Annotated in this window: 25 protein-coding genes; 19 read left to right on the forward strand and 6 right to left on the reverse strand. The window is 66.1% G+C overall.

The annotated features are described in order from the left end of the window. Position 1: 1 nt before the first annotated feature. Genes ACX3PH_RS15180 through ACX3PH_RS15190 form a run of 3 tightly spaced genes read left to right on the forward strand, consistent with a single transcriptional unit; the run spans position 2 to position 2,909 of the window. A complete protein-coding gene (locus tag ACX3PH_RS15180) occupies positions 2 to 1,198 on the forward strand; it encodes an ABC transporter ATP-binding protein (protein ID WP_459093533.1) in 1,197 nt (398 codons plus the stop codon). 2 nt (positions 1,199 to 1,200) lie between these two features. Then, entirely contained in the window at positions 1,201 to 2,112 is a 912-nt protein-coding gene (locus ACX3PH_RS15185) for an ABC transporter permease (protein ID WP_459093534.1), read from the forward strand. Then, positions 2,109 to 2,909, forward strand: a complete 801-nt coding sequence (locus ACX3PH_RS15190) for an ABC transporter permease (protein ID WP_459093535.1) — start codon at positions 2,109 to 2,111, stop codon at positions 2,907 to 2,909. The genes ACX3PH_RS15185 and ACX3PH_RS15190 overlap by 4 nt, the downstream gene beginning before the upstream one ends. On the opposite strand, the gene ACX3PH_RS15195 is transcribed toward ACX3PH_RS15190, so the two are convergent. Next, on the reverse strand, positions 2,910 to 3,878 hold the full coding sequence (locus ACX3PH_RS15195) for an asparaginase (RefSeq protein ID WP_459093536.1): 969 nt from the start codon (positions 3,876 to 3,878) through the stop codon (positions 2,910 to 2,912). 36 nt (positions 3,879 to 3,914) lie between these two features. Here ACX3PH_RS15195 and ACX3PH_RS15200 point away from each other — a divergent pair, with 36 nt between their 5' ends. From ACX3PH_RS15200 to ACX3PH_RS15210, 3 genes are read left to right on the forward strand one after another with little or no spacing between them, the layout of a single operon-like run. After that, complete coding sequence (locus ACX3PH_RS15200; protein WP_459093537.1) at positions 3,915 to 4,391, forward strand: OsmC family protein; 477 nt, start codon at positions 3,915 to 3,917, stop codon at positions 4,389 to 4,391. Positions 4,392 to 4,421: 30 nt separating this feature from the next. After that, positions 4,422 to 5,417 carry an FKBP-type peptidyl-prolyl cis-trans isomerase gene (locus ACX3PH_RS15205; RefSeq protein ID WP_459093538.1) on the forward strand — a complete coding sequence of 332 codons (996 nt, stop codon included), beginning with the start codon at positions 4,422 to 4,424 and terminating at the stop codon, positions 5,415 to 5,417. Positions 5,418 to 5,422: 5 nt separating this feature from the next. Continuing rightward, positions 5,423 to 6,502: a 1-deoxy-D-xylulose-5-phosphate reductoisomerase gene (locus ACX3PH_RS15210; protein WP_459093612.1), complete on the forward strand. Its 1,080-nt coding sequence runs from the start codon at positions 5,423 to 5,425 to the stop codon at positions 6,500 to 6,502. Positions 6,503 to 6,510: 8 nt separating this feature from the next. Here the strand turns inward: ACX3PH_RS15210 and ACX3PH_RS15215 are convergent, their stop codons facing one another. Further along, positions 6,511 to 6,954, reverse strand: a complete 444-nt coding sequence (locus ACX3PH_RS15215; protein ID WP_459093539.1) for a hypothetical protein — start codon at positions 6,952 to 6,954, stop codon at positions 6,511 to 6,513. After that, entirely contained in the window at positions 6,951 to 8,081 is a 1,131-nt protein-coding gene (locus ACX3PH_RS15220; protein WP_459093540.1) for a serine/threonine-protein kinase, read from the reverse strand. Before ACX3PH_RS15220 ends, ACX3PH_RS15215 begins: the two co-directional genes overlap by 4 nt. Before the next feature lie 160 nt (positions 8,082 to 8,241). On the opposite strand from ACX3PH_RS15220, the gene ACX3PH_RS15225 reads away from it, so the two are divergent. Beyond that, on the forward strand, positions 8,242 to 9,570 hold the full coding sequence (locus ACX3PH_RS15225) for a M50 family metallopeptidase (protein ID WP_459093541.1): 1,329 nt from the start codon (positions 8,242 to 8,244) through the stop codon (positions 9,568 to 9,570). A 141-nt stretch (positions 9,571 to 9,711) separates the two neighbouring features. Here ACX3PH_RS15225 and ACX3PH_RS15230 read toward each other — a convergent pair whose 3' ends face one another. The 3 genes from ACX3PH_RS15230 to ACX3PH_RS15240 form a co-directional block, all read right to left on the reverse strand. Continuing rightward, entirely contained in the window at positions 9,712 to 10,251 is a 540-nt protein-coding gene (locus ACX3PH_RS15230; protein ID WP_459093542.1) for an RNA polymerase sigma factor, read from the reverse strand. A 38-nt stretch (positions 10,252 to 10,289) separates the two neighbouring features. Continuing rightward, complete coding sequence (locus ACX3PH_RS15235) at positions 10,290 to 10,913, reverse strand: hypothetical protein (RefSeq protein WP_459093543.1); 624 nt, start codon at positions 10,911 to 10,913, stop codon at positions 10,290 to 10,292. 177 nt (positions 10,914 to 11,090) lie between these two features. Further along, positions 11,091 to 12,272 (reverse strand): acetyl-CoA C-acetyltransferase, encoded by a 1,182-nt coding sequence (locus ACX3PH_RS15240; RefSeq protein WP_459093544.1) that lies wholly within the window; start codon positions 12,270 to 12,272, stop codon positions 11,091 to 11,093. Positions 12,273 to 12,416: 144 nt separating this feature from the next. On the opposite strand from ACX3PH_RS15240, the gene ACX3PH_RS15245 reads away from it, so the two are divergent. From ACX3PH_RS15245 to ACX3PH_RS15300, 12 genes are read left to right on the forward strand one after another with little or no spacing between them, the layout of a single operon-like run. Beyond that, positions 12,417 to 13,607 carry a substrate-binding domain-containing protein gene (locus tag ACX3PH_RS15245; protein WP_459093545.1) on the forward strand — a complete coding sequence of 397 codons (1,191 nt, stop codon included), beginning with the start codon at positions 12,417 to 12,419 and terminating at the stop codon, positions 13,605 to 13,607. A 22-nt stretch (positions 13,608 to 13,629) separates the two neighbouring features. Further along, complete coding sequence (locus ACX3PH_RS15250) at positions 13,630 to 14,385, forward strand: ABC transporter ATP-binding protein (protein WP_459093546.1); 756 nt, start codon at positions 13,630 to 13,632, stop codon at positions 14,383 to 14,385. Next, entirely contained in the window at positions 14,382 to 15,149 is a 768-nt protein-coding gene (locus ACX3PH_RS15255) for an ABC transporter ATP-binding protein (protein WP_459093547.1), read from the forward strand. Before ACX3PH_RS15250 ends, ACX3PH_RS15255 begins: the two co-directional genes overlap by 4 nt. Further along, positions 15,146 to 16,021, forward strand: a complete 876-nt coding sequence (locus ACX3PH_RS15260; protein ID WP_459093548.1) for a branched-chain amino acid ABC transporter permease — start codon at positions 15,146 to 15,148, stop codon at positions 16,019 to 16,021. The genes ACX3PH_RS15255 and ACX3PH_RS15260 overlap by 4 nt, the downstream gene beginning before the upstream one ends. Next, on the forward strand, positions 16,018 to 17,103 hold the full coding sequence (locus ACX3PH_RS15265) for a branched-chain amino acid ABC transporter permease (protein ID WP_459093549.1): 1,086 nt from the start codon (positions 16,018 to 16,020) through the stop codon (positions 17,101 to 17,103). The genes ACX3PH_RS15260 and ACX3PH_RS15265 overlap by 4 nt, the downstream gene beginning before the upstream one ends. Then, positions 17,103 to 18,677, forward strand: coding sequence for an AMP-binding protein (locus ACX3PH_RS15270; RefSeq protein ID WP_459093550.1), 1,575 nt, complete (start codon positions 17,103 to 17,105; stop codon positions 18,675 to 18,677). Before ACX3PH_RS15265 ends, ACX3PH_RS15270 begins: the two co-directional genes overlap by 1 nt. Then, positions 18,674 to 19,336, forward strand: coding sequence for a TetR/AcrR family transcriptional regulator (locus ACX3PH_RS15275; protein ID WP_459093551.1), 663 nt, complete (start codon positions 18,674 to 18,676; stop codon positions 19,334 to 19,336). Before ACX3PH_RS15270 ends, ACX3PH_RS15275 begins: the two co-directional genes overlap by 4 nt. Continuing rightward, positions 19,333 to 20,082, forward strand: a complete 750-nt coding sequence (locus ACX3PH_RS15280) for a 3-hydroxybutyrate dehydrogenase (RefSeq protein WP_459093552.1) — start codon at positions 19,333 to 19,335, stop codon at positions 20,080 to 20,082. The genes ACX3PH_RS15275 and ACX3PH_RS15280 overlap by 4 nt, the downstream gene beginning before the upstream one ends. After that, positions 20,079 to 20,999, forward strand: a complete 921-nt coding sequence (locus tag ACX3PH_RS15285; RefSeq protein ID WP_459093553.1) for an alpha/beta fold hydrolase — start codon at positions 20,079 to 20,081, stop codon at positions 20,997 to 20,999. The genes ACX3PH_RS15280 and ACX3PH_RS15285 overlap by 4 nt, the downstream gene beginning before the upstream one ends. A 51-nt stretch (positions 21,000 to 21,050) precedes the next feature. Then, complete coding sequence (locus ACX3PH_RS15290) at positions 21,051 to 21,824, forward strand: CoA transferase subunit A (protein ID WP_459093554.1); 774 nt, start codon at positions 21,051 to 21,053, stop codon at positions 21,822 to 21,824. 2 nt (positions 21,825 to 21,826) lie between these two features. Next, on the forward strand, positions 21,827 to 22,468 hold the full coding sequence (locus ACX3PH_RS15295) for a CoA transferase subunit B (protein WP_459093555.1): 642 nt from the start codon (positions 21,827 to 21,829) through the stop codon (positions 22,466 to 22,468). After that, positions 22,465 to 23,517: an alpha/beta fold hydrolase gene (locus tag ACX3PH_RS15300; RefSeq protein WP_459093556.1), complete on the forward strand. Its 1,053-nt coding sequence runs from the start codon at positions 22,465 to 22,467 to the stop codon at positions 23,515 to 23,517. Before ACX3PH_RS15295 ends, ACX3PH_RS15300 begins: the two co-directional genes overlap by 4 nt. The last annotated feature ends 33 nt before the right edge of the window (positions 23,518 to 23,550 follow it).

A 23,550-nucleotide genomic window follows, 5' to 3' on the forward strand; every position in this document is an offset into this window, starting at 1 on the left:
CATGGTTGGTTCATTCGCTGAGGCCGGCGCCGACCTGGAACTGATCGGCATCCACAAGCGCTTTCCCGGGTTCACCGCGATCGAGGAACTCGACCTGAAGATCCCGGCCGGGTCCTTCTTCGCGCTTCTCGGGCCGTCCGGTTGTGGCAAGACCACGACCCTCCGCCTGGTCGCCGGGCTCGAGGACGCGACCGCAGGCAAGATCCTGATCGGTGGGAAGGACGTCACCAGGACCAAGCCGTTCCAGCGTCCGGTCAACACCGTGTTCCAGAGCTATGCACTCTTCCCGCACATGACCATTCTCGAGAACGTCGCGTTCGGGTTGAAGCGACGGAAGATCGCGGATGCCGTTGCCAAGGCCCACGAGGCGCTGCGCCTGGTGGAACTCGATCACCTGGCCGGCCGGAAGCCTTCCCAGTTGTCCGGCGGGCAGCAACAGCGGGTCGCCCTGGCCAGGGCCGTGGTGAACCGCCCAGCCCTGCTGCTGCTGGACGAGCCGCTCGGCGCCCTCGACCTGAAGTTGCGCAGGCAGATGCAGCTGGAGCTGAAGTCGATCCAGGAGGAGGTCGGCCTCACCTTCCTGCATGTCACCCACGACCAGGAGGAGGCCATGACCATGGCTGACACGGTTGCGGTCATGAACAAGGGCCGCATCGAGCAGCTTGGTGCACCTGAGCTGCTGTACGAGCTGCCGCGGACCGCCTTCGTCGCCAACTTCCTCGGCCAGTCGAACCTGTTCGGCGGGGAGGTGGTCGCCACCACGGCTGACAGCATCACCGTCGCGGTCGCCGGCGGCAAGATCGTGGTACCGAAGTCCAGGGCCCACCGCCACACCGGGGACGTGACCGTCGGAGTGCGACCTGAGAAGCTGAGCCTCCACGAAACCGAACCAGCCGCATCCGCCAGCCGCAACTCGCTCGGCCCCGGCCGCGTGATCGACGTCTCGTTCAGCGGCGTGAGCACCCAGTACCTGATCGAGGTCCCCGGGGCGGGCAGGGTCGTCGTCTTCGCCCAGAACATGGCCTTCGGGCCGACGGTGAACGAGGGCGCCGAGGTCTGGGTGTCGTGGCAGGTGGAGCACGGTTTCGGACTGGAAGACGAACCGGAGGCCGCTCCCCGTTTCCCGGCGGATGCCGACACGGCCACCATCGCCACCGAGCGCAAGCGTGCGCTCGCCTCGGAGCTCGGGGAAGCCTGAGCATGGCATTCGGTGCATTCGCGTCCGGCGTCGAGGTAGAGCAGAAGCCACGGAGATTCAGCAAGATCGCGCTCCTGCTGCTGTTGCCGGGCATCCTCTACCTGGCGCTGTTCTACCTGGTACCGCTGGTCTCCCTGTTGATCACCTCGCTGCAGGCTCCTGCGGAGTTCGGCGACATCGGCGAGTACGAGACGGCCTTCCGGTGGGAGAACTACCAGACCGTCATCGGCCTCTACGGCGAGCACATCATCCGCTCGTTCGTCTACGCGATCCTCGCGACGATCTTCGCCCTGCTCTTCAGCTACCCGCTCGCCTACTTCATCGGTGTGGTCGCCCGCCCGTGGCCGCTGGTGCAGAAGCTCGCGCTGGTGCTGGTGATCGCCCCGTTCTTCATCAGCTTCCTGCTTCGTACGCTCGCCTGGAAGCAGCTGCTGTCCGATGAATCGCCGCTCGTCGGCATCCTGAAGAACCTGACGATCCTGCCGGCGGACGCCCATGTCACCGGTACCGCGTTCTCGGTGGTGTTCGGCCTGACCTACAACTTCATCCCCTTCATGACGCTGCCGATCTACGCATCGCTCGAGCGCCTCGACACCCGCTACCTGGAGGCCGGAAGCGACCTGTATGCGAAGCCGGCCACCACCTTCTTCACGGTGACGGTGCCCCTGTCGATGCCCGGCATCGTCGCAGGCGTGCTGCTGACGTTCATCCCGGCGGCCGGCGACTACATCAACGCCAGTTCGGCGTTCCTCGGCGGCTCGGGTACGGCGATGGTGGGCAACGTGATCGAGAGCAACTTCCTGATCGTGCTCAACTATCCGGCGGCGGCTTCACTTTCGATCATCCTGATGGCGGCGATCCTGGTGATGGTCGTCGCCTATGTGAAGCGAAGTGGAACGGAGGACCTGCTGTGAACCGGTTCTCCTTCGGCAAGTGGCTACTGCCGATCTACGCCGTGCTGGCGCTCGCGTTCCTGCTCGTTCCGATCGTCTACACCTTCGTGTTCTCGTTCAACGATTCGATCAAGTCGAACATCGCCTGGCGCGGTTTCACCTGGGAGAACTGGCTGAACGTCTGCAACAAACAGGATGTCTGCGAGGCGTTCGGAAACAGCCTCCTGGTCGGAGTCACCGCCACTGTCATCGCGACAGCGCTCGGCACGATGATCGCCATCGCCCTGGTGCGGTATCGGTTCAGGTTCCGCTCCTCGATCAGCCTGCTGCTGTTCCTGCCGATGGCGACCCCGGAGGTCGTGCTCGGTGCCGGACTCGCAGCCGAGTTCCTCATGGTGGGCATGCAGAAGGGCATCGTGACGATCATCATCGCGCACACCATGTTCTGCATCAGCTTCGTGGTGGTAACGGTGAAGGCGAGGGTGGCCAGCCTCGACCCGGCGCTGGAGGAGGCCGGACGCGACCTGTACGGCTCCCCACGCCAGGTTTTCTGGCGCATCACCTTCCCGCTCCTGCTTCCCGGCATCGTCGCAGCGGCATTGCTGTCGTTTGCCCTGAGCTTCGACGACTTCATCATCACCAGCTTCAACTCGGGCTCGGCGACGACGTTCCCCAAGTTCGTCTATACGGCGGCCGCTCGCGGGATCCCGGCTGAGGCGAACGTGATCGCGTCGGCAGTGTTCCTGCTCGCGATCATCCTGGTCGTCAGCCAGCAGGTGACCTCCGCCCTGCGGGCGAAGCGCATGCGGTCCAGGTAGCTAGAACGCCACGCGCAGCTCGCCGACCGGCTCTCCGCCACCGAGCACCCGCTCCGTGGCGAGTTCGGCGACGCGCCTTGCCTGCGCGGCGTCCACCGCGCCGACGGAGGCCAGCAACTCGAGCGCCACCATGGTGGTCGCTCGTCCATTGCCGTCCAGCATCTTCACGGCGACCGATGTGCCGTCCCTGGCAGCCATGACGTTGACCCCTTCAGCACCCAGCTTGGCGACCAGCCCTAGTTCCTCGATCACGATGGTGTTCGACCTGCCTGGACCGTCGATCGCCCAGGGGTGCTGCAGGAGCGCCGACACCAGGCGGGCGGTGGCGTCCTCCGTGCCGCGGGCCACCCGCGACAGGGCGATCGCCAGGGCACGCAGGCTGATGCCGAAAAGCGGTGCGCCGCACCCGTCCGTGCCGAAGTGGGCAATCGGTGCTCCGGTGAATTCTTCGACCACAGCCTGGATGCGCCTCTGCAGCGGATGCAGCGGATCGAGGTAGTCGTCGATCGACCACCCGTTGTGCGCGCAGGCCAGGAGGAACGCGGCGTGCTTACCCGAACAGTTCATGGCCAGTCGTCGTGGCCCGCCGGAGGTCCGTGCCGTCGCCTCGGCCGCCGGGTCCGATGGCCAGTCCTCAGGGCAGCCCAGGTCGTTTTCGCCCAGCCCGGCCCTGGCCAGCATCTCGCCCGCGACGCGCTGGTGGGCGGCGGTACCGGAGTGGCTGGCGGTCGCCAGGGCGAGCTGCTCTCCGTCGAGATCGACGCCAGAGCGCAGCACCGCGACGGCCTGGAGCGGCTTGAGGGAGGACCGCGGGTAGATGAGCGCATCAGCGTTGCCGAGCATCCGCAGTTCTTCGCCATCCGGGGACAGCACGATGGCTGCGCCCAGGTGGCGGGACTCGATCATTCCGCTGCGTTCGAGGACGGCCAGTTCGACGGTGTCGCGTGTGGTGAGTGGTTGGGAGGTCATGATCTTCCGAGCCTAGCGCCGGTGTAACCTGCCCATATGGGGTTGGAACATCACTACGCAATCGGCTTGGTCTGGACCGGCAACCGCGGAACGGGAACCAGCAACTACAAGGCGTACGGTCGGGACCACGTGCTGTCGTCGGCGGGGAAGCATGACATCGCCGGGTCGAGCGACCGCCCATTCCACGGTGACGCCGACCGCTGGAATCCCGAAGAGATGTTGCTCGCCGCCCTCAGCCAGTGTCACCTGCTCAGCTATCTCCACGTTGCCGCATCCGCCGGCGTGGTGGTGACCGACTACCGCGACGAGCCGGTCGGGGTCATGGAGCAGGGCGCGGATGGCGGCGGCCATTTCACCTCGGTGACGCTCCGCCCCGTGGTGACCGTCGCCAGCGCCGACATGGCAGAACGGGCCACGGCACTGCACCACGATGCGGCACAGAAGTGCTTCATCGCGGCGTCGGTGAACTTTCCGGTGGGTCACGAGCCGCGGGTGACTGTGGCCGTAGGCTGATTACTCAACCCGATCCGGAGAGCAACAACCGTGCAGAAACCCTTCGCCCTCGTGGCAATCGCCAGCATGGCGCTGTTGCTCGCGGGATGCCAGAGCGCGCCGAGCGACCTCGTCGGCGACCTCTCCTGCCAGCCGACCGCGCCCGGCACCGCCTCCGACGCAGTAGTGGTGCTGGGCGGTGCCGATGCCGTGCCGAGCGTGCGCTTCGAGGAAGCGCTCGCACCCGCCAGAACGCAGCGCACCGTGGTGAATCCCGGTGAGGGCAGGCTGGCCGAGCCTGGGTCGCAGGTGACATTCGCCTACGCCGCGTTCGATGCGGCGACCGGCGACGTCATCGACGCCGTCGGGTATGGCACCCCGCACGCACAGGTCGTCCTCGACGGCAGGTCGATGGTGTCCGGGTTGGAAGGCGCGCTCCGGTGTTCGGCCGAGGGCTCCCGGATCGCCGCCGTGGTTCCTCCGGAGGAAGCGTTCGGCGACGCCGGGAGCGAGAAGCACGGCATCGCAGCATCCGACTCTGTTGTGCTCATCGTCGATGTCGTCTCCATTGCCGCTGACCGCGCCCTGGGTGAGCGCCAGCCCGTGATGGACAGCCTTCCGCAGGTGCACGTCGGGGCAACCGGCGAGCCGCAGGTCACGATCCCCCCGAAGTCGCCACCGACCGCATTCTCGGCCACCGTGATGAGGAAGGGCGAAGGGCTGGTGGTCACCGAGGGCGCCACTGTGACGGTGGAGTACCGCGGGGTGGTCTGGGCGAGCGGCAGGACCTTCGACTCCAGCTGGCAGCGGGACGACCCCGTCCGAATGCCCACATCGAGCTTCATGAAGGCGTTCGGGGATGCAATCGTGGGGAACACGGTCGGATCCCAGGTGCTCGCCATCGTCCCGCCGGCGTTGGGGTTCGGTGACGAGGGCAGCCGCGAGTTCGGCATCGACGCGGCTGACACCATGGTCTACGTGATCGACATCCTGGCCGTGGTGCAGCCGATTACGCCTGCGCCGATTACTCCTGGGGAAGGGGAGTGAACCTCGTGCGACGCGTCATCATCCTCGGCTCCACCGGGTCGATCGGCGTGCAGGCGCTCGACGTGATCGGCGCAAACCGCGATCGTTTCGAGGTGGTCGGCCTCAGCGCCGGCTCCAACCGGGAGTTGCTGGCCGAGCAGGCCGCCGCGTTCGGTGTGGCCGACACGGCCATCGGGGCGGGGGAGTCCGAACGACTGGTCAGCTCGGTACAGGCCGACGTCGTGCTCAACGCCATCACGGGGTCGATCGGCCTGGGCTGCACCCTGGCCGCATTGGCGACGGATGCCACGCTGGCGCTCGCCAACAAGGAGAGCCTGATCTGTGGCGGGGACCTGGTGAAACGTGCGGCGGCCCCGGGCCAGCTCGTGCCGGTCGACTCGGAGCACTCGGCGATCGCGCAGGCACTACGCAGCGGCACGGAAGCCGAGGTTCGCCGCCTGATACTGACCGCATCCGGTGGCCCGTTCCGGGGCAGGAGCCGCGAGAGCCTCATCGACGTCACCCCTCGTGAGGCCCTCGCCCACCCGACCTGGGACATGGGGCTGGTGATCACCACCAACTCGGCAACCCTGGTGAACAAGGGGCTCGAGGTGATCGAGGCGCACCTGCTCTTCGACGTCCCGTACGACAACATCGAGGTCACGGTGCATCCGCAATCCATCGTGCATTCCATGGTGGAGTTCGTCGACGGGTCCACCATCGCACAGGCGTCGCCGCCCGACATGCGCCTGCCCATCTCTCTCGGACTCGACTGGCCGAACCGGGTGGCCGGGGTCGGGCGACCGCTGGACTGGACGGCGTCGCACAGCTGGACCTTCGAGCCGTTGGATGCTGCGGCATTCCCTTCGGTCGAGCTGGCCAAAGCCGTCGGTCGTGCTGGCGGGACCTACCCTGCGGTGTTCAACGCCGCGAACGAGCAGGCGGTGAAGGCGTTCCACGCCGGCGGCGTCGGCTACCTGGGCATCGTCGACACGGTCGCAGAAGTGGTGGACGCCCACGACGGAGGCGACGTCAGCCTTCCGGGGATCATTGAAGCCGAACGCTGGGCGCGGGAGACGGCGGACCGGATCATCGCCGGCAACTGACAACCGGGTCAGTCGTCGTCTCCGTTGTCGTTGCCCTTGCCCTTGTCTCCATTCCCCTTACCGCTATTGCCCTCGCCCTCGTCGTCACCGCCGTCGCCGCCCTCCTCAGGCTCTGGTTCAGGGGCCGGGGGCGGCGCCTGAGCCGCAATCGCAGCTTCGAGGTCGGCCTTCACCAGTGCCAGGGCTGCCGTGATGCTCTCAAAGCGTTCCTCGGTGAGCAACTCACGCGCACGCGCATCTTTCAGCGACACCTCCAGTTCGCTGAGTGCGAGCAACGCCGCCGCAAAGTCGGAGTCTGCCGACAGCTCCGAGATTTCAAGCACCTCACCCTGCAGGAGTTCTGCCGTGTCCGCGCCGTAGTCGGACTGTTGTGGTGCGCATCCGGTCAGCGCGACGGCGACCACGAAAACGACGGAGGTCAGCATTCCGCGCAGCATCGTGGTGGGCGTCATGGTTCAACGCTCCTCTGCAGTTGTTCCAGGTGGGTACCCAGCGTGCCGTCCACGGGCGGGTACTCGACCCCGGTGTCAGGTTCGGTCGGCGGGAACATCGACGAGACGGCGAGGGTGGCCGGCCACACCAGCAGCAGGGCTGCGACGACCGCTGCCACGATCAGCACCGTGCGGCGCCGCGGGCGGCGCGGCAGCGGGTTCTTCGCCGTCTTCGGCATGAGAGGGGCGTCCACCGGGGCGTATGCCTTCGTCGGAGCATCCGTCGCCTCGAAAGCCTCGGTCGTCGCGCCGGTGTCGGCGAGGCGTCCGAGCACGCCGGCAACATCGCGCGCGGTGGGGCGGGCTTCCGGTGCCCGGTGGGTCATCCCCTTCAGCAGGCCGACCCAGCTGTCGCCCAACTCGGCTGGCACCTCAGGGTCGCGCGCGAGCCGCGCCATCATCGACTCGACGGCGGACCCGTCAAAGGCCTTCTCGCCGGTCAGGCACTCGAGCAGCACCAGACCGAGAGAGTAAACGTCGCTCGCCGGGGTGAGCGGATCGCCGAGCGCCTGCTCTGGAGAGAAGTACGTGGCGGTGCCGAGGATCTTCCCGGTGGCAGTCAGCCGGGCGCCGTCGACGATCCGTGCAATTCCGAAGTCGGCGAGCTTCGCGCTCGGGCCGCTGTGGTCGGCATCAGGATCGGGAAGCAGGATGTTTCCCGGCTTGATGTCTCGGTGGATCACCCCGTTGGCGTGCACATAGACGAGGGCGTCCGCCAGGTTCGCGCCGATGGTCGCCACCAGCACGCGCTCGAGCGCTCCTTCGCGCAGGCGTGAATGAAGGTCAGTGCCGTCGACCAGCTCCATCACCAGAAAGGCGTTTCCGGTTTCATCGGTCGACGCATCGAACAGGGTGACCAGGCTCGGATGGTTGAGCGCCGCCAGCAGCTGGATCTCATCGTTCTGTCTTTGCAGGTCGTCCCCGTCGGCCAGGTCGCGGCGGAATACCTTGACGGCCACCGCTCGCCCCAACGTCTCGTCGTCGGCAAGGTACACCGTTGCCATACCGCCCCGGCCGAGAAGGGCTGAGATCCTGAAACGTCCCGCCAGCAGGCTGCCGATCAGGTTGTCTACATCTGTTCCGGTCATTCGCACCTCACGATGTTGTCCCTTCAGGGTACCCACCTGGACTGGATCGTGCCCGTGAGGTGTTCTGAGCGTGACGCCGCCGCGCCGGTCACGGCGTCGCGCTCGAATCGCCGCGCCGCCTGGCAGCAAGTTCCGAGCGAGCCGAAGGTAGTCTGTGCAGGTGGAAACGGCCCTGCTCTATATCTTCGGCATCCTGGTCGTCTTCGTCGGCCTCGCGGTGTCGATCGCGCTGCACGAGGTGGGGCACCTGGTTCCGGCGAAGCTCTTCGGAGTGCGGGTCGGCCAGTACATGGTCGGGTTCGGGCCGACACTGTGGTCGAAGAAACGCGGTGAGACCGAGTACGGCGTGAAGGCGATCCCGCTGGGCGGCTACATCTCGATGGCCGGCATGTACCCGCCGGTCGACTCCGGCGGCAAGGGCAGGACGGCGAGCACCGGGTTCTTCCAGACACTGGTGCAGGATGCGCGTTCCGCGAATGCCGAGACCATCCTGGCGGGCGAGGAGGAGCGGACCTTCTACCGTCTCCCCATCTGGAAGCGCGTCGTCATCATGCTTGGCGGGCCATTCATGAACCTCGTCATCGCCGTTGTGCTGTTCGCCGTCGTGCTCTGCGGGTTCGGCGTGCAGCAGGTGAGCACCACGGTGGGGAGCGTCAACGAGTGCCTTCTGCCCGCGACCAGCGAGCGGCAGGAGTGCGCGCCAGGCGACCCCCTGGCGCCGGGAGCGGAAGCCGGACTCAAGCCGGGGGACACCCTGCTCAGGGTGAACGGCGCCGAGGTGACCTCGTGGGAGCAGGCAACCGAATTCATCCGCACCTCTCCAGGCCAGCCGCTGACCATCGTCGTGGAGCGCGACGGCTCCCAGGAGACCCTGACCGCGACGCCGTTCCTCACCGAGCGCTACGTCGCGGCCGATGACGGCGGCATCAAGACGGATGCTGCGGGCGACCCGGTCACGGAAGAAGTCGGCATGCTCGGGATTACCGGCGCCTGGGAGCTCGCCCCCCAGCCGGTGACGGCGGTGCTGCCCGCGGTCGGGGACAACATTGCATCGGTTTTCAACATCATCCTGAACCTGCCGCAGCGGCTGATCGACGTGGCGGAGGCGGCCTTCGGGCCGGAGGAACGCGACCCGAACGGTCCGCTCAGCGTGGTCGGTGTCGGCCGTATCGCCGGCGAGATCTCGAGCATCGACACGATTCCGATCGCCGAACGGGCCAGCTACCTGATCGGGCTCATCGGATCGGTCAACATCGCGCTGCTCGTGTTCAACCTCATCCCGCTCATGCCACTCGACGGTGGCCATGTCGCCGGGGCGCTGTGGGAGGGCATCCGGCGCTTCTTCGCCAAACTGTTCAAGCGGCGCGACCCTGGTCCCGTCGATGCTGCGAAGCTGATTCCGTTGACATTCACGGTGGTGATCCTGCTTGGCGGCATGAGCCTGCTGCTCATCTACGCCGACATCGTGAAGCCGATCAGCATCCTGTAGTCGCGGCGCATTCCTGCTACCCCCGCGTCGCTGGATTCCCGCTCGATGATGACGGCCTTTGTCGTCGATGACGCGAGTTGAAACACCGTCATCGACGACAAAGGCCGTCATCGTTTGGGCCCGAAGAGCTCGACTGCCTCGCTACCCCACGTCTCCTGATTCGCGAAGCGCGTCTCTGAGTCGTGCTCGTGCTCGCGAATATCTGGTTCGTGCGGTCGAGGGGTTGAGTTGCAAGATCTTGGCGGCCTCGATGATGCTGAACCCCTCCCAGTGCACAAGCGACACCAGGTCACGCTCTCTCGGGTCGAGGTCTGCGATCAGTCCGCGGACGTGCTCAAGGAGATCAGCCTCAGCGCCGCCCGCTTGACCATCTCCTCCGCCCACGCGGTGGGCTAGGTCGGATCGGAGCTTGTCGGCAAGCGCGAATTGACGCACCCGGCTGCGCCGGTGATTGGCGAGCACGTTGTTGGCTATGCCGTACATCCACATTCGCGCACCTGCGTCATCGCCCGGGATCGACCTGGCGCGCCGCCAGACAGCAAGCAGCGTCTCGCCGAGCAGGTCGGCGGCATCTTCCGGCTGCTCAACCCGCCGTGAGAAGAATCGAAGTAGGGCCGTGGCGTTCAGTTCGACAGCTGCGGTGACTCGCTCGGCACTGGTTCTGGGCGCCGTGCGCGCCACAGTGGCGTGAATTATTGTCTCCTGACTCGACGAGGCACTCACCTCAACTGGCCCGTGCAGTCGCTCGTCCCGGCGCTGGAGGTACCGGCTGGCGTCAATTCTTCGGGAATCTCCCCGTAGATGACCCTGGACTCGGCGTTGCGGTATGAGAAGGAGTCGATGATGCCCTGCGACGCGTTGTCGAAACCATGGTCATTCGGACCGGAAACGAAGGGGTTGCGGACCGCCTCCTCATAGATCTCCTGTCCTATGCCGGTCCAGTCGTGTTCACCGAGGAACGCACTGAGCTCCGCTACGTCGCCCGGGTTGTCCTGCGGTGGGAAAGCGATGGCGTAGCTGCAGGAGACGACCACCCCGGAAGCCGTCTGATAGTTGATCGGAATGACGGCATCCGCCTCGATTGGTACGCCGTCCGAAGTCCAGCCGTCCAGGTTCAACTGCGGGATCACCGTTCCAGCCGTGGTTCCCAGAGCCAGGATGCCAGCAGCGGCGAGAATAACGCGTCGCCTCCTCCAGAACGGAAGTTCAGTGCGCTTCCGCTGCTCGGCTTCAACGCCGAGCGCCATTTCCCGCACCCGGACTGCAAGGGCCGGATCCTCGTCAACGCTGCTGTCCGCGCTGAGCGCGAGTAGCGCATCGAGATCGTCGCGTTTGCTGTCCATGGGCTCTCCTTGCCGGTGAATCAGGCTATTACCCCTGTTCATGTCCGGCTAAGCCCCAAACGTCTCGCTACGCGCCCAATCCCAAGAACAGCGAGCCGGTTTGTCATCTGCGCAGCACATTGTTTCGCAGCGCTGATGACAAACCGGCTCGTGGTTGCGTTCGCGAGGGGGGAGCAGTTACAAGGAGAGCAGGAGCGCCTCGCCCTGGCCTCCACCGCCGCAGAGTGCGACGGCTGCGCGACCCGAACCTCGCCGGGCGAGTTCGTGCGCCGCGTGAACGGCCAGGCGGGCACCGGATGCCCCGATCGGGTGCCCGATGGCGATCGCACCACCATGAATGTTGACCAGGTCGTGAGAGACGCCCAAATCCCTGGTCGACTGGATGGCGACGGAGGCGAAGGCCTCGTTGATCTCGATGAAGTCGAGGTCGGATACCGACCAGCCGGCTCGGGCAAGCGCGGAGTTGATCGCGTTCGACGGCTGCGAGTGCAGCGAGTTGTCCGGCCCGGCAACCTGGCCTGACGCCTCCACCACCGCGAGAATGGTGAGCCCGTTCTTCTCGGCGTAGTCGCGGCTGGTCAGGACCAGCGCCGATGCGCCGTCGCTGAGCGGCGACGAGTTTCCTGCCGTGATCGCACCGTCCGGGCTGAACGCCGGGCGCAGCTTCGCGAGCGTGTCGACGGTGCTCTCGGCCCGGATGCCCTCGTCCGCCGTGATGGTCGTCTTGTCGCCCTTCCGGCCGGTGATCTCCACGGGGGCGATCTCGGCGTCGAACACGCCGTCCGCGATCGCCTTCGCGGCGCGCTGGTGCGACGCCGCCGCCACCTCGTCCTGCTCGGTGCGGCTGATGGAGAGCTTCTCGTTGTACTTCTCTGTTGAGCTTCCCATCGACTCGTTGTCGAAGGCATCCGTCAGTCCGTCGTGCGCGACGGAGTCGACGGCGGAGATGGCTCCATAGTTCCAGCCCTTGCGTGAGCCGGGAAGCACGTGCGGCGCATTGGTCATCGACTCCATACCGCCGGCCACCACGACATCCGCTTCACCGCCGCGGATCATGCGGGCAGCGTCGATGACGGCCGCGAGCCCGGACAGGCACACCTTGTTGATGGTGACCGTCGGCACATTCCAGCCGATGCCTGCCGCGATCGAAGCCTGCCTGGCGGGGTTCTGCCCGGCGCCGGCCTGCAGCACGTGGCCCATGATGACCGCCTGCACCTCGTCCGCGGCCACACCGGAGCGCTCGAGCGCGCCCGAGATGGCTATGGCTCCCAGCTGCACTGCGGAGAGGGGTGCCAATTGCCCGAGGATTCGCCCCTGGGGGGTTCGCGCTGCTGCGACAATGACTACGTCGTTCGACATGGTGAGCTCCTTTGCCTGTGATCCACGGCAATTCTAGTGAACCTATTTGACAGTACCGCCCTAGCGGACCTATCTTTACTGAAACCTGAATCAACTGTCAGGTTAGCACCGACTCCTTCAATGACAGCAGGAAAGGCTACCTCCATGAGGGCTACAAAGAAGTACCTGATACCGGCAATCATCGCGACGGCCGGCATTGCGCTGGCCGGCTGCGCCCCGACCACCCCCGAAGCAACCACCGACGACCTCGCCCCAGTCAACATCGCCATGGTCTACTCGCAGAGCGGACCACTCGCCGCCTACGGCGAGGCCTACATCAACGGCTTCGAAGCCGGCCTCGACTACGCAACAGAGGGCACCGGAGAGGTCGACGGCCGCGAGCTGAACATCGAGCGGGCGGATGACGCCGGCGACGCCGACAAGGCCGTCAGCCTGGTCAAGGACTACATCGGCCAGGGTTTCAAGATCATCGCGGGCACGGCATCGTCCGGGATCGCGCTCGCGGTCGCCGAGCAGGCTGAGCAGAACAAGATTCTCTACATCTCAGGGCCGGCGGCAGCGGATGCCATCACCGGCATCAATGAGTACACCTTCCGTTCCGGCCGCCAGACCCAGCAGGATGTGGCAACCGCCGGAACGTTCGTCGGCGACCCGTCCGGCAAGAACATCGTCGTCTTCGCCCAGGACAACGCATTCGGGCAGGGCAACGTCGCCGGTGTTGACGCCGTTCTCGGTGCCAAGGGCGCGACTGTTTCCAGCGTGCTGGTTCCGGAGGACGCGACGGAATTCACCCCGTTCGCCCAGCAGGTGCTGCAGTCCGACGCGGACCTGGTGTTCGTCGCCTGGGCTGGTGCAACATCCGGTGCAATGTGGCAGTCGCTGTCGCAGCAGGGCGTCTTCGATGCCATGCCGGTAGTGACCGGACTCGGCGACATCTCCACTTTCGGAGCCTACGGTGAGGCCAGCGACAAGATCAGCTTCCTCAACCACTACTTCGCAGGCGCCAGCGACAACGCCGAGAACCAGGCGATGATCGAGTACCTCGAAGCGAACGGTCACCAGGCGGACCTGTTCTCACCGGACGGCTTCAACGCGGCGCTCATGATCGTGCGTGCCATCTCAGAGGGCGGCGGCGAGGATGTCGACAAGATGATCGAATCGCTCGAGGGCTGGAGCTTCACCGGGCCCAAGGGTGAGACCACCATCCGGGCGGAAGACCACGCCATGATCCAGCCGATGTACCAGGCAAAGCTTGTCGCCGACGGTGACACCTGGAAGCCTGAACTGGTCGAGGTAGTCGACGCCGAAACCGTGGCGCCGGCCATTGTCAAGTAATCACCTCAGCTAGGAATAGGCAATGACCAACCAGCCCGTGCTCGCCGTCGACCATCTCGGACTGCAGATCGGTGGCGCACGCATCATGGATGACGTGTCGATCGCCGTGACGCAAGGCGAGCTGCTCGGAGTGATCGGCCCCAATGGGGCAGGCAAGACAACCCTGTTCAACCTGATTTCCGGAGTGCTCATCCCCACAGAGGGCACCGTGAAGCTGCAGGGCAGGGATGTCACCGCCGAACCGATCCACCGGCGCGCACGGGCTGGCCTGGGCCGCACCTTCCAGACCTCCAGCCTGTTCCCGGCGCTCAGCGCGCTGGAGAACGTGAGACTGGCGGCGCAGGTCGCCCTCGGCAAAGAGGTGTCTGTCATCCGCTTCCCGCGATCGACGGATGATGCCACCCGCGTTGCCAGGGAGCGGCTCGATGAGGTGGGGCTCGCCCACCACCACGCCACCGATGCCGGCGTTCTCTCGCACGGCGACAAGCGCAAGCTGGAGATCGCGATGCTGCTGGCAACGGAGCCTCAGGTGATCCTGCTCGACGAGCCGATGGCCGGCGTCGGTTCAGCTGACGTGCCGGGGCTGGTGGAGGTCATCCGCCAGGTTCACCGATCCGGCCGCACCGTCCTGATGGTGGAACACCACATGGATGTCGTGCTCGGCCTGGTCGACCGGGTCGCCGTCATGCACCACGGCCAGCTGCTGGCCATCGACACACCGAGCGCCATCATGGCCAACCCGGCCGTGCAGAGCGCTTACCTGGGGGAGACCGTATGAGCACCACCGCGCCCATCCTGAGCGTGAAGAACCTGAGCGCCCGGGTCGCCGGTCAGCAGGTGGTTGAAGATGTGAGCTTCGAAGTGCCTGCCATCGGCGTGACCGCACTCCTCGGGAGGAACGGCGTCGGCAAGACGTCGACGATCAAGGCCATCCTCGGCCTCATCGAGCGCAAGGGGATGGTGAACTTCGCGGGCGACCGCATAGATTCCGAGCCGACTCACCGGATCGTCAGGCGCGGTGTCGGCTACATCCCTGAAGACCGGGAGGTCTTCTCCAAGCTGACCGTGGCTGAGAATCTCCGCCTGGCGGAGCGGGACGGCGCGCCGGGGCGCGCGCTTGTCGCCGAACTCTTCCCCGACCTCACCCAGCGCGCGGCACAGGCCGCAGGCACGCTCTCCGGCGGACAGCAGCAGATGGTCTCCCTGGCCAGGGCGCTGCTCAATGCGAACCGGCTTCTGCTGGTCGATGAACCGACCAAGGGCCTCGCCCCGCTCATCGTTCAGGACGTAGCGGTCGCCCTGGCGAAAGCGGCAGAAACGGCACCGATCCTGCTGGTGGAACAGAATCTCCAGGTGGTGCGGCAGCTTGCAAGCACGGTGGTGGTCATCGAAGGCGGCAGGGTCGCGTTCACCGGGCTCGCCAGCGAACTCCTGGACGACGACGAACTCACCAGGAGACTGCTCGGCGTGCACTCCAGCACTGCGGATGCCACACCGAGCGATGCGCGCAGCGCGCGGTCCGATGGCGAGGCCACCCGATGAGCACCGTCGTCCTTCTTCTGATCACCGGACTCGGCCTGGGAGCGCTCTACTTCCTGGTGGCGTCCGGGCTATCCCTCATCTACGGCCTGATGGGCGTGCTGAACTTCGCCCACGGGTCCTTCCTCACTCTCGGCGCCTTCGCCGGCTGGGAGGTCGCCCGCCGAATGGGTGACGGCAGCTGGGCGAGCTTCCTCGTCTCGATCACGGTCGGAGCCATCGTCGGCGCATTGATCGCCGCCGCGACCGAGTTCTTCCTCATCCGGCCCCTGTACCTGCGCCACATCGAGCAGGTGCTGGTGACGGTCGGGCTAGCGCTCGCCACCGTCGCCCTGTTCGAGGGCATCTGGGGAGTCGACCCCATCTACGTCACCGGACCCGAGTGGTTCGGGCAGACCACGAACATCCTCGGGGCGCTCATACCGAACGACCGCTTCGTGCTCATCATCGCCGCGGTCCTGGTGCTGCTCGCGCTCGTGCTGTTCCTGAAGTTCACCAGGTACGGGCTCATCATCCGAGCCGGCGTGGAGAACCGTTCGATGGTGACGGCCCTCGGCATCGACGTGCGCCGCGCCTTCACGCTGATGTTCGCCATCGGTGGTGCCGCAGCCGGGCTCGGCGGTGTGCTGGCATCGCACTACTTCGGCTACGTCTCACCACACATCGGCGGATCGCTGCTGATCTTCGCCTTCATCGTCACCGTGATCGGTGGTCTCGGCTCCCTCGCCGGCGCTGCCATCGCATCCGTCGTCGTCGCCATCCTGCAGCAGTTCGCCAACTTTTACCTCGCCGGAACCGGTGACCTGGTAGTCGTCCTGCTGCTCGCCGTGGTGCTGCTGATCAAACCCTCCGGACTACTGGGGAGCAAAGCATGAACAAGGTCCGCACGCTGATGGAAAGCCGCTACACCCCTTGGATCGTCGGTGGTGCCCTGGTTGCCCTGTTCGCGATCATCCCGTTCCTGAACGTGTCGATACCGGGAGTGCTGCCAGGGCCGACATACCTGCCGGGCACCCTGCAGCTCCTGGCGCTCAGCCTGCTGTTCGCGTCGCTCGCGCTCAGCTACCACCTGCTCTTCGGAACAGCCGGCCTGCTGTCGTTCGGCCATGCCCTCTACTTCGCTGCCGGCGCGTACGGCCTCGGAATCCTGCTGAAGAACACCGACCTGGGCCTCGTGCCCGCCATGGGGCTGACCCTGGCCGGGGTGGTCATCGTGGCATACCTGCTCGGAGCGGTCAGCCTTCGCGTGACCGGAATCTCGTTCGCCATGGTGACTCTCGCATTCGCGCAGGCCGGCTCGGTGCTGGTGCGACGCAACCCGCAGGTGACCGGTGGTGAGGAGGGATTGACCCTCAACACCGACAACGTTCCGGACTTCCTCGTCGGGGTGCTCAACACCCGCAACCTCTACTGGGTGGCGCTCGTCCTCGTCGTCGTCGTGTTCCTGATCGTCACCTGGTTCGAACGTTCCAGGGCGGGCCACGTCGTCACCGCCAGCCGGGAGAACGAATTGCGGGTACGCGTGATCGGCATCCGCCCATTCGTGGTGAAACTGATCACCTTCGTGATCGCATCAGCGCTCGCCGCGCTCGTCGGAATGGTCTACATGCTGCTGCAGAGCGGGGCGACACCGCGAGCAACGTCGGCAGACTTCACGCTGACCATCCTGGTGATCGTCGTGCTCGGCGGGGTCGGGTCGCGCTGGGGCGCTGTCGTCGGCGGCATCGTCTACACGATCCTCGACCAGCGCCTGACCACGCTGGCCAGCTCCGACTTCATCGAAGGGCTTCCCGCGGTGCTGCGGATCCCGCTGTCCGAGCCGCTGTTCATCCTCGGTACCCTGTTTATCCTGGTCGTTCTGTTCCTCCCAGGAGGTCTCGCCGGCCTGGCCAGGAGAGCCGGCAACCCGCGCCGGAACACGACGGCTGACCGTGATGCACTGGAAGAGGTCGTCTGATGCCCCAGTACGACAGCAGCAGCGACGGCCTGCACACCCTGGGCCGCTGGACGGCGGACCGCGCGCTCGCAACCCCCAGCCGGGTCGCCGTCGACGACCGCGGGGTCGTGGTGACCTACGCCGAGCTCGACGCGCGCGCCTCCCGGCTCGCCGCAGCCCTGCTCGACGCCGGTTACGGGGTAGGCGACCGGGTGGCAACCGTAACCGGCAACAGCTCAGACCACGTCGTGGTGTTCTTCGCCTGTGCGAAGGCCGGACTGGTGCTCGTTCCCCTGTCCTGGCGCCTCTCGCCGCGCGAATTGGCGATACAACTGGACACCGCGGACCCCGCCCTCCTGCTGGTGGAGGAAGAGTTCTCCTCCCTGGCAAGCGCCGCCTACCGCAGGCTGCCCCAGACCCTTGCGGTCTCCAGCCCCGGAGCACACGGCATCGAGCGAAGCGTGCCGGCACCGAGCCGCAAACTGGATGCCGCGCTCATCCGCCGCCCGGTGCAGGATGACGACCCGCTGATCATCGTCTTCACCTCGGGAACGCTCGATCGGCCCAAGGGCGCGATCCTGACCCACGCCAATTGCTTCTGGACCAACCTGGCGTTGTCGCGCACGGTCGAGATCACCAGCGTCGACGTTGTCCTGGCTGTCATGCCGCAGTACCACGTTGGCGGCTGGAACGTTCAACCCCTGCTCGCCTGGTGGACCGGCGCGACCGTGGTGCTGGAGCGCACCTTCGACCCCGGTCGCATCCTGCAACTCATCCAGGAACGCCGGATCACGACCACCATGGGTGTGCCGGCCAACTACCTGTTCCTCGCCGAGCATCCGTCCTTCCAGGCTGCCGACCTGACCAGCCTCAAGCACGCGGTCGTCGGCGGCGCACCCATGCCGGAACCGTTGCTTCGCACGTGGCACTCGCGCGGCGTCGCCCTCACCCAGGGATACGGGCTCACGGAGGCCTCCCCGAACGTGCTCTGCCTGCCGGACGAGGACGCCCGCACCAAGATCGGCCTGGCCGGGAAGCCGTACCCGCACGTCGAGGTCGCGGTCGCCGACCCGGTCACCGGGGAACACGTGGATGGCGCAGCGGAGGGTGAACTCCTGGTGCGCGGCCCGAGTGTCTTCGCCGGGTACTTCCGTGAGCCCGAACTCACCGACGCAGCGCTCCGAGGCGGATGGCTGCACACCGGCGACCTGGTGATCCGCGATGCCGAGGGCTACTACCAGGTGGTCGATCGCATCAAGGACATCTTCATTTCGGGTGGAGAAGGCGTCGCCCCTGCCGAAGTCGAGTCGGTGTTGTTCGCACACCCGGGCGTCGCCGACGCAGCCGTCATCGGTGTTCCTGACGACCGGTGGGGAGAAACCGGTGCGGCATACATCGTCGCGCGGAAAGGTGTCGCCACCGACGAGCAGGAACTCATCGCCTGGTGTGAGAGTCAACTCGCCAGGTTCAAGGTGCCCAAGTACATCCGCTTCGTCGCGGAGATTCCCCGATCATCCTCGGCAAAGGTACTGAGACGCGAACTCCTGCAGCGGTGGAGCGCCGAGCAGCCGGCCGAGAACGAGGTCATCCGATGAACCGCACGCCCAGAACCGCCAGGGGCACCGCCACCCGGGCGAAGATCCTTGCCGCAGCAGAGACAGTCTTCGCACGGCTCGGCTATACCGAGGCGTCGATCGTGCGCATCACCGAAGAGGCCGGCGTCGGGCAAGGCACGTTCTACCTGTACTTCGAGAGCAAGCTGCAGGTGTTCGAGGAGCTGGTCGAAGACCTGAACCGCCGGGTGCGCCACTCCATGTCCGAGGCGGCGTCCCGCGGAACCACCCGGCTGGAGGCCGAACGCCTCGGGTTCCTGGGCTTCTTCGAATTCACCGCCGAGCATCCTGCCCTCTACCGGATCGTGCGCGAAGCGGAGTGGGTGTCCCCACGAGCGCTCCGATTGCACTACACGCGCATCGTGGAGGGCTACATCGAGGCGCTCGGCAAGGCCAGGGATTCCGGCGAGATCAGCAGCATCGACCCGACCGTCGCCGCCTGGATGCTGATGGGCATCGGCGAGATGATCGGCATGCGGTGGGTGCTGTGGGGCGACGGATCCGTCGAGGGCGACGGAAGTGACCCGTCGGCGAGCGGCACCAGCGCGGTCCCCCCGGCCGTGCTCGAAGAGATGATGCGGTTCATTCGGGGCGGGTTGGGGACTTCAGCCGCCGGGCAGGAAGAGGAGACTGGGCGATGACAATCGATCTGAGCGGCAAGAAGGCGCTCGTCACCGGTGCGGCCAGCGGCATCGGGGCCGCCTGCGCGCGCACACTAGCCGCGGCAGGGGCCCACGTCGTGATCGCCGACCTGGACGGGGATGCTGCCAGGTCGGTGGCGTCGGAGATCGGCGGGGAGGCCTGGCACGTGGACCTGGCAGACACGAGCACCCTCGTGTCCCTGGAACTCGACGTGGACATCCTGGTCAACAACGCAGGAATCCAGCATGTGAGCCCGATCGAGAAATTCGATCCGGCGAAGTTCCATCTGATCATGACGCTGATGCTCGAGGCGCCGTTCCTGCTGGTCCGCGCGGCGCTCCCGCACATGTACCGCAACGGCTTCGGCCGCATCGTCAACATCAGTTCGGTGCATGGAGTGCGGGCCAGCGAGTTCAAGTCCGCCTATGTCGCGGCGAAGCACGGTTTGGAAGGGCTGTCCAAGGTCACCGCGCTCGAAGGCGGTGAGCACGGCGTGACCAGCAATTGCGTCAACCCCGGTTACGTTCGCACCCCGCTGGTCGAGAAGCAGATCGCCGACCAGGCGGCGCTGCACGGCATACCCGAATCGGAAGTGGTCGAGAAGGTGATGCTCACCGAAAGCGCGATCAAGCGCCTGTTGGAGCCCAGCGAGGTCGCCGACCTGGTGCTGTGGTTGAGCGGCGATAACGCCGGCATGGTGACCGGAGCCTCATACATGATGGACGGCGGATGGAGCGCACGATGAGCAATACGGACATCAGCTATCGCACGGTGCAGGTGCCGGTTCGCGGCGGGATGCTCGCGGTGGGCCTGTGGGGGCCGGACACCGGCCCAGCCATCCTGGCCATCCACGGCATCACGGCGACACACAAGGCCTGGCAGACGCTGGCGGAGGTCATGCCGCACCTTCGCATCATCGCCCCGGACCTTCGGGGGCGCGGCCGAAGCAGTGAGCTTCCCGGCCCGTGGGGCATGCCGTCCCACGCTGATGACATGAAGGCCGTGCTGGACGAGCTCGGCGTTGCACGCACCGTCGTGCTCGGCCACTCGATGGGCGCCTTCGTGGCGTCGACGCTCGCCCGGCGCTATCCCTCCACCGTGTCAGAAGTGATCCTGGTCGACGGCGGGCTTCCCATTCCCGCTCCAGTCGGGGTGTCGGCTGAGGACCTGCCGAAGGCGCTGATCGGGCCGGCAGCAGAACGCCTGTCGATGATCTTCGAGAGTCCGGAGGCGTATCGCGCTTTCTGGCGCAATCATCCGGCACTGAGCCCCGACTGGTCGCCCGCCATCGAGGCCTACATCGACTACGACCTGCGCGGCACAGCCCCGGAAATGTCCCCGTCAGCCAGCTACCAAGCGGTGCTCGAAGACACCCTGCAGCTCAGCGGAGATGTCGGATACGCGGATGCGCTCGCGGCCACCCCGGTGCGCATCAGCTTCCTGCGGGCGCCCCGCGGCCTGCTCAATGAGCCACAGGCGCTCTACTCGGCGAGTACTGTCGAAGAGTGGGAGGCTCGCGTACCGAGCCTGACCGCCTATGACATCGCCGACGTCAATCACTACACCATCGTGATGTCGAGGCGAGGAGCCGACCAGCTCGGCACCTTTGTCACGGATGCACTGGCACGGGCGACACAGGACGCCGAAACCCGGGCCAGCTAACCGAGCGACGATGCGAAAGCCGCACCCCACATCAGAACCATGGAGGCATGAATGACGATCAACAAAGAGGTTGGCTCGGCCCTGGAGGCGGTAGCGGACATCCCGTCCGGAGCATCCATAGCGGTAGGCGGATTCGGGCTCTCCGGGAACCCGATGGTGCTGATCAACGCGCTGCTCGAACAGGGCGCCGAAGACTTGCGCATCGTCAGCAACAATTGCGGTGTCGACGACTGGGGCCTCGGCGTGCTGCTGGCAGCGCGTCGCATCCGCAAGATGACTTCGTCCTATGTGGGGGAGAACAAGGAGTTCGAACGGCAGTTCCTGTCTGGCGAGCTCGAGGTCGAGTTGACCCCGCAGGGCACGCTGGCCGAGAAGCTGAGGGCCGGAGGCTCCGGGATCGCTGCGTTCTTCACGCAGACCGGAGTGGGAACGCAGATGGCGGAAGGCGGGCTGCCGGTTCGGTACGACGGATCAGGAGGCGTTGCGCTGGCATCCGAACCCAAGGAAGTGCGCAGTTACGAGTACCGCGGCGAGGAGCACGATTTCGTGCTGGAGACGTCGATCACCACCGACTTCGCCCTGGTGCACGCCCTTCGCGGCGACCGCCACGGCAACCTGGTGTTCAACAAGGCGACGCGCAACTTCGCGACCCTGGCTGCCATGGCAGGCAAGGTCTGCATCGCCCAGGTCGAAGAGCTGGTGGACGCCGGCGCCATCGACCCCGATCAGGTACACCTTCCCGGGATCTACGTCCACCGCGTTGTCGAGGTCGGCAGCGACATCGAGAAGCGCATCGAACGCCGCACGGTCAGGGAAGGAAAGTAACCATGGCTTTGACACGAAACGAGATGGCGGCCCGCGCGGCGCTTGAGCTCACCGACGGATCCTACGTGAACCTCGGCATCGGGCTTCCGACCCTGGTGCCCAACTACGTTCCCGACGACCTGACCGTCGTGCTGCAGTCGGAGAACGGCATCCTCGGCGTCGGGCCATACCCGACAGAAGACGCGGTGGACCCCGACCTGATCAACGCGGGCAAGGAGACGGTCACCGTCCTTCCCGGTTCGGCGTTCTTCGACTCATCAATGAGCTTCGGGATGATCCGCGGCGGCAAGATCGACGCGGCCATCCTCGGCGCGATGCAGGTGTCGGCATCCGGCGACCTGGCCAATTGGATGATCCCGGGAAAGATGGTGAAGGGCCCAGGCGGCGCGATGGACCTGGTGCACGGAGCCCGGCGGGTGATCATCCTCATGGAGCACGTGGCCAAAGACGGCTCGGCGAAGATCGTGAACGACTGCTCGCTGCCGCTGACCGGCAGGGGGGTCGTCGACCGGATCATCACCGACCTGGCCGTCATCGACGTCACCCCTGACGGCCTGGTGCTCACCGAGCTGGCTCCGGGAGTGACCGTGGAGGAAGTCATCGCAGCGACCGAGCCGCCGCTGACCGTCGCCCTCAGCGCATGACCGACACGATCTTCGACGGGATCACCCAGCACGAGGTACGAACCCCGCGCCTCCGGGCATCCGTTCTGGAGCGTCCGTCGAATACGCTGCAGAAGACTGTCTTGTTCATTCACGGCAACGTGTCGTCCTCGCTGTTCTGGCAGCCCACCATGCTGGCGCTGCCTGATGATGTCCGCGCGCTTGCCGTGGACCTTCGCGGTTTCGGTGACAGCGAGACGCTGCCGGTGGATGCCGCGCGGGGCCTCGGCGACTACGCGGACGACGTTGCGTCCGTGCTCGACGAGCTGGGCATCCGCTCGGCACACCTGGTCGGCTGGAGCATGGGTGGTGGCGTCGCAATGCAGCTGCTGCTCGACCGGCCGGAGCTGTTCGCGACCCTCACCCTGGTGGCGCCGGTGTCCCCTTACGGATTCGGCGGCACCACCGGGCCGGACGGGCGGATGCTCACCGCCGATGGCGCCGGAACCGGTGGTGGTGGGGCGAACCCCGACTTCGTGGCGCGGCTGGCCGCAGGAGACACCTCGGCGGACGAGCCGACGTCGCCCCGTTCGGTTCTTCGTTCGGCGTATGTGAAGAACGGCGAGAGCCTGCCCTTCGAGGACGTGTGGGTGCAGTCGATGCTGTCGACGAAGACCGGCGACGGCAACTACCCGGGCAACTCGACTCCGTCGGAAAGCTGGCCAGGGTTCGCCCCCGGCAATTCCGGGGTACTCAACACCATGGCGCCCACCCGCTTCAACGTTTCCCGCATTGCCGATGCCGCAGCGAAACCACCCATCCTGTGGATCCACGGCACCGATGACGCGATCGCCTCAGACACCTCGTTCTTCGACCTCAACTACCTGGGTCAGCTCGGAGCCATCCCCGGCTGGCCCGGCGAAGAGGTAGCGCCACCGCAGCCGATGAAGGCGCAGACGCGGGCAGTGCTCGACCGCTATCAGGCGAACGGCGGGGAGTACCGCGAGGTCGAACTCGCCGAGTGCGGTCACTCGCCGCACCTCGAGCACCCGACCGCGTTCGCGGAGGCGTTCCACGCCCACATCGCCTGACCGTCCAGCAATCCCTCCAGCGCCGCGAAGTAA

It is taken from the genome of Homoserinimonas sp. A520, from assembly GCF_054489245.1.

Bases quoted from the DNA above. Each gene is read 5' to 3' on its own strand.
- ACX3PH_RS15295 (WP_459093555.1), top strand. From the start codon at position 21,827: ATGGCTTTGACACGAAACGAGATGGCGGCCCGCGCGGCGCTTGAGCTC.
- ACX3PH_RS15215 (WP_459093539.1), bottom strand. From the start codon at position 6,954: ATGACGCCCACCACGATGCTGCGCGGAATGCTGACCTCCGTCGTTTTC.
- ACX3PH_RS15265 (WP_459093549.1), top strand. From the start codon at position 16,018: ATGAACAAGGTCCGCACGCTGATGGAAAGCCGCTACACCCCTTGGATC.
- ACX3PH_RS15300 (WP_459093556.1), top strand. From the start codon at position 22,465: ATGACCGACACGATCTTCGACGGGATCACCCAGCACGAGGTACGAACC.
- ACX3PH_RS15250 (WP_459093546.1), top strand. From the start codon at position 13,630: ATGACCAACCAGCCCGTGCTCGCCGTCGACCATCTCGGACTGCAGATC.
- ACX3PH_RS15290 (WP_459093554.1), top strand. From the start codon at position 21,051: ATGACGATCAACAAAGAGGTTGGCTCGGCCCTGGAGGCGGTAGCGGAC.
- ACX3PH_RS15235 (WP_459093543.1), bottom strand. From the start codon at position 10,913: ATGGACAGCAAACGCGACGATCTCGATGCGCTACTCGCGCTCAGCGCG.
- ACX3PH_RS15285 (WP_459093553.1), top strand. From the start codon at position 20,079: ATGAGCAATACGGACATCAGCTATCGCACGGTGCAGGTGCCGGTTCGC.
- ACX3PH_RS15180 (WP_459093533.1), top strand. From the start codon at position 2: ATGGTTGGTTCATTCGCTGAGGCCGGCGCCGACCTGGAACTGATCGGC.
- ACX3PH_RS15245 (WP_459093545.1), top strand. From the start codon at position 12,417: ATGAGGGCTACAAAGAAGTACCTGATACCGGCAATCATCGCGACGGCC.
- ACX3PH_RS15275 (WP_459093551.1), top strand. From the start codon at position 18,674: ATGAACCGCACGCCCAGAACCGCCAGGGGCACCGCCACCCGGGCGAAG.
- ACX3PH_RS15220 (WP_459093540.1), bottom strand. From the start codon at position 8,081: ATGACCGGAACAGATGTAGACAACCTGATCGGCAGCCTGCTGGCGGGA.
- ACX3PH_RS15260 (WP_459093548.1), top strand. From the start codon at position 15,146: ATGAGCACCGTCGTCCTTCTTCTGATCACCGGACTCGGCCTGGGAGCG.
- ACX3PH_RS15200 (WP_459093537.1), top strand. From the start codon at position 3,915: ATGGGGTTGGAACATCACTACGCAATCGGCTTGGTCTGGACCGGCAAC.
- ACX3PH_RS15255 (WP_459093547.1), top strand. From the start codon at position 14,382: ATGAGCACCACCGCGCCCATCCTGAGCGTGAAGAACCTGAGCGCCCGG.
- ACX3PH_RS15280 (WP_459093552.1), top strand. From the start codon at position 19,333: ATGACAATCGATCTGAGCGGCAAGAAGGCGCTCGTCACCGGTGCGGCC.
- ACX3PH_RS15270 (WP_459093550.1), top strand. From the start codon at position 17,103: ATGCCCCAGTACGACAGCAGCAGCGACGGCCTGCACACCCTGGGCCGC.
- ACX3PH_RS15185 (WP_459093534.1), top strand. From the start codon at position 1,201: ATGGCATTCGGTGCATTCGCGTCCGGCGTCGAGGTAGAGCAGAAGCCA.
- ACX3PH_RS15195 (WP_459093536.1), bottom strand. From the start codon at position 3,878: ATGACCTCCCAACCACTCACCACACGCGACACCGTCGAACTGGCCGTC.
- ACX3PH_RS15240 (WP_459093544.1), bottom strand. From the start codon at position 12,272: ATGTCGAACGACGTAGTCATTGTCGCAGCAGCGCGAACCCCCCAGGGG.